This window comes from Lonsdalea britannica (genome assembly GCF_946477055.1).
Taxonomy (GTDB): Bacteria; Pseudomonadota; Gammaproteobacteria; order Enterobacterales; family Enterobacteriaceae; genus Lonsdalea; species Lonsdalea britannica_A.
Genome location: NZ_CAMKXG010000252.1, coordinates 1 through 4,969, shown reverse-complemented (window position 1 = coordinate 4,969; position 4,969 = coordinate 1). Strand labels below are relative to the sequence as shown.

Annotated in this window: 3 protein-coding genes and 1 pseudogene; all 4 read left to right on the top strand. The window is 58.7% G+C overall.

Annotated elements, in window-relative coordinates:
* Nucleotides 1-390 (top strand): annotated as a pseudogene (locus Q7O77_RS14510) (malonyl-ACP O-methyltransferase BioC); the annotation flags it as partial.
* Nucleotides 383-1,066, top strand: a complete 684-nt coding sequence (gene bioD / locus Q7O77_RS14505) for a dethiobiotin synthase (protein ID WP_304168694.1) — start codon at nt 383-385, stop codon at nt 1,064-1,066. The pseudogene Q7O77_RS14510 and the gene bioD, both read left to right, overlap by 8 nt.
* Before the next feature lie 651 nt (nt 1,067-1,717).
* Complete coding sequence (gene uvrB, locus Q7O77_RS14500; RefSeq protein WP_304168691.1) at nt 1,718-3,730, top strand: excinuclease ABC subunit UvrB; 2,013 nt, start codon at nt 1,718-1,720, stop codon at nt 3,728-3,730.
* 38 nt (nt 3,731-3,768) lie between these two features.
* Complete coding sequence (locus Q7O77_RS14495; protein ID WP_304168689.1) at nt 3,769-4,218, top strand: VOC family protein; 450 nt, start codon at nt 3,769-3,771, stop codon at nt 4,216-4,218.
* The last annotated feature ends 751 nt before the right edge of the window (nt 4,219-4,969 follow it).

The window sequence follows — 4,969 nt, the reverse complement described above, 5'->3', positions numbered from 1 at the left end:
TTGGGCGAGCTGCATCGCGTGACGCGTCCTGGCGGCGCCGTCGCCTTCTGTACGCTGGCGCACGGCACGCTGACGGAGCTGGAAAACGCATGGCAGCGTCTGGATGGGTCGCGCCGGGTCAACCGTTTCTTGACGGTGACGGAGATAGAGGCGGCCTGCCAGCCCTATCGCCATCGCTTGGTCAGCGCGCCAATCACCTGCTATTTCCCCGATGTGCTGAGCCTCATGCGCTCGCTGAAGGGCGTAGGCGCGACCTGGCTGCACGAAGGGCGCGCTTCCCGCGCGATTAACCGGGAACGGCTGCGGGCGCTGGCGGAGGTCTATCCGCGCGAGCCGCAGGGTTATCCTCTGACTTATCAACGGATGTTGGGAGTGATTGAACATGACTAAGCGCTGGTTCGTGACCGGCACGGACACCGACGTGGGCAAAACGGTCGCCAGCGCCGCGCTGCTACAGGCGGCCGGACGCGCCGGGTATCTCACCGCAGGCTATAAACCGGTGGCCTCCGGCTGCGACATGACGTCGGACGGGCTGCGTAATCGGGATGCTTTGTGGCTACAGGCCAACAGTCGGCTGACGCTAGACTATGACGAGGTCAATCCGCTGGCCTTTGCCGAGCCGACATCGCCGCATATCGTCAGCTCGGAAGAGGGGCGTCCTATCGAATTTGACGCGCTCAGCGCCGGTTTACGCGCGTTGACGGCTCGTTCGGAGTGGGTATTGGTGGAAGGCGCGGGCGGATGGTTCACGCCGCTTTCTCAGCGGCAGACGTATGCGGACTGGGTCGTACAGGAGCAACTGCCGGTCATTCTGGTTGTTGGCGTCAAGCTAGGCTGCATCAATCACGCCATGCTCACCGCGCAGGCCGTGCAACAGGCAGGTCTAACGCTGGCGGGATGGATAGCCAATGACGTCGCTCCTCCCGGCAACCGTCATCAGGCGTATTTGCAGTCGCTTCAGCAGCTGATTCCTGCGCCGATGCTGGGTGAAATTCCGCATTTGACCGATCCTGAGCCACGGCACGACTTGGGGCAGTATCTGAACCTGGCTGCGCTCAGCGCGTAATCAGAGACGAAAAGGCTAAAGAAGCTAAAAATTGATAGGAAAAAGCATCTTGAAAAAAACTTTTTCACGGTGATTTTGGGTGGTTTTTTTGACGTTAATCAACACACAAGCGCCTTTTTTCGCCTCGCCGGATCATCATTACGTCAGAAAATAAAGTTTAAAAAAATGGTTGCATCCCCATACAGTGAGTTTGGGTCTCTATCTCCAACTCAGGACCACCGGGCTCTTGTGGGAGTTATCCACCATTTCTGTGGATAACCGTGTGCATGAGGATTAGAAAAACTCATCCAGACGAGAGCTGGCGCGGGTTTTGCTCAGGTTGACGGTATTCTCGGCTTTTTGGTCAATGTAATAAAAATCAATAGCTTAATTAAAATCAAGCGTCATTTCTCGCGCCGCTGGCGAGTTGTGTAAATTCCGGTCAACGTTCAATACATTTTAATGTCACTGCGGTGACAGCTGGGGATAAGATGCATTTTCGCGCTGGCTAAGGCCATCGCAATATGCTATCGCGGCACACAAAACTTGAGGCTGTGGTTATATCCAGTATCATGTGGCTGGCATTCAACCCGATCGCTTTCCATACTGAGGAAGTCGACTTAGTGACCGACCGTCGTTTCTTTCATCTTCTCCAATCAGGTAGCCCAGCTCATGAGTAAAGAATTTAAACTGCATTCCGCCTACAAACCTGCAGGCGACCAGCCGGAAGCCATCCGCAGGCTAAAGGAAGGTCTGGAAGACGGTCTGGCACACCAGACGCTGCTGGGCGTTACCGGTTCAGGCAAGACCTTCACGGTGGCTAACGTCATAGCCGACCTCAACCGGCCCACGATGGTGCTGGCGCCCAACAAGACCCTGGCGGCGCAGCTGTATGGCGAAATGAAAGAGTTCTTCCCGGAGAACGCGGTGGAATATTTCGTCTCCTACTACGACTACTACCAGCCGGAAGCCTACGTACCGAGTTCTGACACTTTCATCGAGAAAGATGCCTCGGTGAACGAGCATATCGAACAGATGCGTCTTTCCGCGACCAAAGCGCTGCTGGAGCGTCGCGATGTCGTGGTGGTGGCCTCGGTCTCGGCAATCTATGGTCTGGGTGACAAGGCGCTGTATCTGAAAATGATATTGCACCTGTCTCAGGGCATGTTGATCGGGCAGCGGGATATCCTGCGTCGATTGGCGGAATTGCAGTATGCCCGTAACGATCAGGCTTTCCAGCGCGGTACCTTTCGCGTGCGCGGCGATGTCATCGACATCTATCCGGCGGAATCGGACGACGTGGCGCTCCGCGTGGAGCTGTTTGACGACGAAGTGGAACGGCTGTCGCTGTTTGATTCCCTGACCGGGCAGATCATCAGCAACGTGCCGCGTTTTACCATCTATCCCAAGACGCACTATGTCACGCCGCGCGAGCGTATTCTGCAGGCGATGGAAGAGATCAAGGATGAGTTGGGCGACCGACGCAAAATCCTGCTCGCCAATAATAAGCTGTTGGAAGAGCAGCGCATCATGCAGCGCACCACGTTCGATCTGGAGATGATGAACGAGCTGGGCTACTGCTCGGGTATCGAAAACTACTCCCGCTACCTCTCCGGTCGCGGGCCGGGCGAGCCGCCGCCGACGCTGTTCGACTACCTGCCGGCGGACGGCCTGCTGGTGATCGATGAATCCCACGTCACAATTCCGCAGCTAGGCGGGATGTATCGCGGCGACCGGGCGCGCAAGGAAACGCTGGTGGAGTACGGCTTCCGCCTGCCGTCGGCGCTGGACAACCGACCAATGAAGTTTGAGGAATTTGAGGCTCTTGCGCCGCAGAGCATCTATGTGTCGGCGACGCCGGGCAAGTACGAACTGGAGAAGTCCGGCGGCGAAGTCATCGATCAGGTCGTGCGTCCCACCGGTTTATTGGACCCGATCATCGAAGTGCGGCCGGTGTCCACGCAGGTGGACGATCTGCTGTCGGAAATTCGCAAGCGCGTCGCCATCAACGAACGCGTTCTGGTCACGACGCTGACCAAGCGGATGGCGGAAGACCTGACGGAATATCTGGAGGAGCACGGCGAGCGTGTCCGCTACCTGCATTCGGATATCGATACGGTTGAGCGGGTGGAAATTATCCGCGACCTGCGGCTTGGCGAGTTCGACGTGCTGGTCGGGATCAACCTGTTGCGAGAAGGGTTGGATATGCCGGAGGTGTCGCTGGTGGCGATCCTGGATGCGGATAAAGAAGGCTTCCTGCGTTCCGAGCGCTCATTGATCCAGACCATCGGACGTGCGGCGCGTAACCTGAACGGTAAAGCCATTCTTTACGGTGACAAGATCACCCCGTCGATGGAGCGGGCGATCTCGGAAACAGAACGGCGCAGAGAAAAACAGCAGGAGTACAACTTGCAGCACGGCATCGTGCCGCAGAGGCTCAACAAGAAAATCGGCGATATTCTGCAAATCGGCCAGTCGCCGAACCACAAGGGCAAGGGCCGTGGCCGTCAGGCCGCCGAGCCGGATGCGAGTTACGCACTGCTGACCCCGAAGGCGCTGGAGCAGAAGATCGCCCAGTTGGAAGCGCAAATGTTGAAACATGCGCAGAATCTGGAATTCGAGGATGCCGCCAACCTGCGCGACGAGGTTCAGGCGCTGCGGGCGCAGTTTATCGCCGCCTCGTAATGGCGGCATGATGACTTAGACGATCAAAAGGACCCGCGATGGATACGTTAACGTCAGGTATCGATGTGCTGTTTATCGCGGGCTTTGGCCCGATCACGACGTCGGCGCCGGACAGCGCCGCGTTTTACGTCGATATGTTGCAGCTCCCTCTAAAACCCTATCCCGACAACCCGGACTATCAGCTCACTGATGCGCTGGAGGGGGCGAAGCACTTTGCCCTCTGGCCGTTGGCGCAGGCCAGTCAATCCTGCTTCGGCAGCGAGCGCTGGCCGGAACAGTATCCGATCCCTCAGAGCTGGCTGGAGTTCGAGGTGAGCGATCTCGCCGAGGCCACACAGCGCCTCAAACAGCAGGGCATTTCACTGCTGGTAGAAAACCGGCTGGAACCCTGGCAGCAACGGGTGACGCGATTCCTGAGTCCCGAGGGGATTTTAGTCGGACTCACCGTGACGCCGTGGCTGCGTCAGCCTGACGATACGCAACGCTAGCGCGGCGAGTCGGCTTGCATGCGCCGGGCGGCCTCCGCCTTCAGCGCGCTGCGGTCAATCTTATTGGTGCCCGCCAGCGGAAAACGGTCGAGCAGCCAGATGCGGCGGGGATGCAGGTAGGCCGCGCCGTGCGTCAGCGCAAACGTCTTGAGCGTCTCTTCGTCAGACTGCCGTCCCGGACGTAAAATCACCCAGGCGACCGGCTTGGCGCCCTTGATCTCATCGTCCACCGGCACCACGCAGGCTTGCTGTACGTCCGGGTGGCGCTCCAGCAGTTGCTCCACCTCGCTCGGGTAGATATTTTCCCCTCCGCAGACAAACATGTCGTCATGACGACCCACAAAGGTGTAAAAACCCGCCTCGTCGCGCCGGAACACGTCGCCGGTGCGGTAGTAGCCGTCCGGGGTGAACGGCGGGGGAATGTCCGGCCGCTGGTGATAACCCTGCATCAGCGCGGGACTGTTGATCTCCAGTACGCCGTAGTCCGACAGCGTTCCATGCGCATCTCTCAATCGCAGCTGCACTTCTGGATGCGGATAGCCGGTCGCCAACGGAGGCGGCTCCAGCCCGTCGGGAGGCGGGCCGAAAACCACCGGACCGCCTTCGGTCGTCCCGTAGGCGTTGATGATGCGGGCGGCGGGCAGCAAACGACCAATTTGCGTCAGCAGGCTGGCGCTGACCGGCGCCGATCCCATCCGCACCACACGCCTGTCTCTTATACACATCTCCGAGCCCACGAGACTAAGGCGAA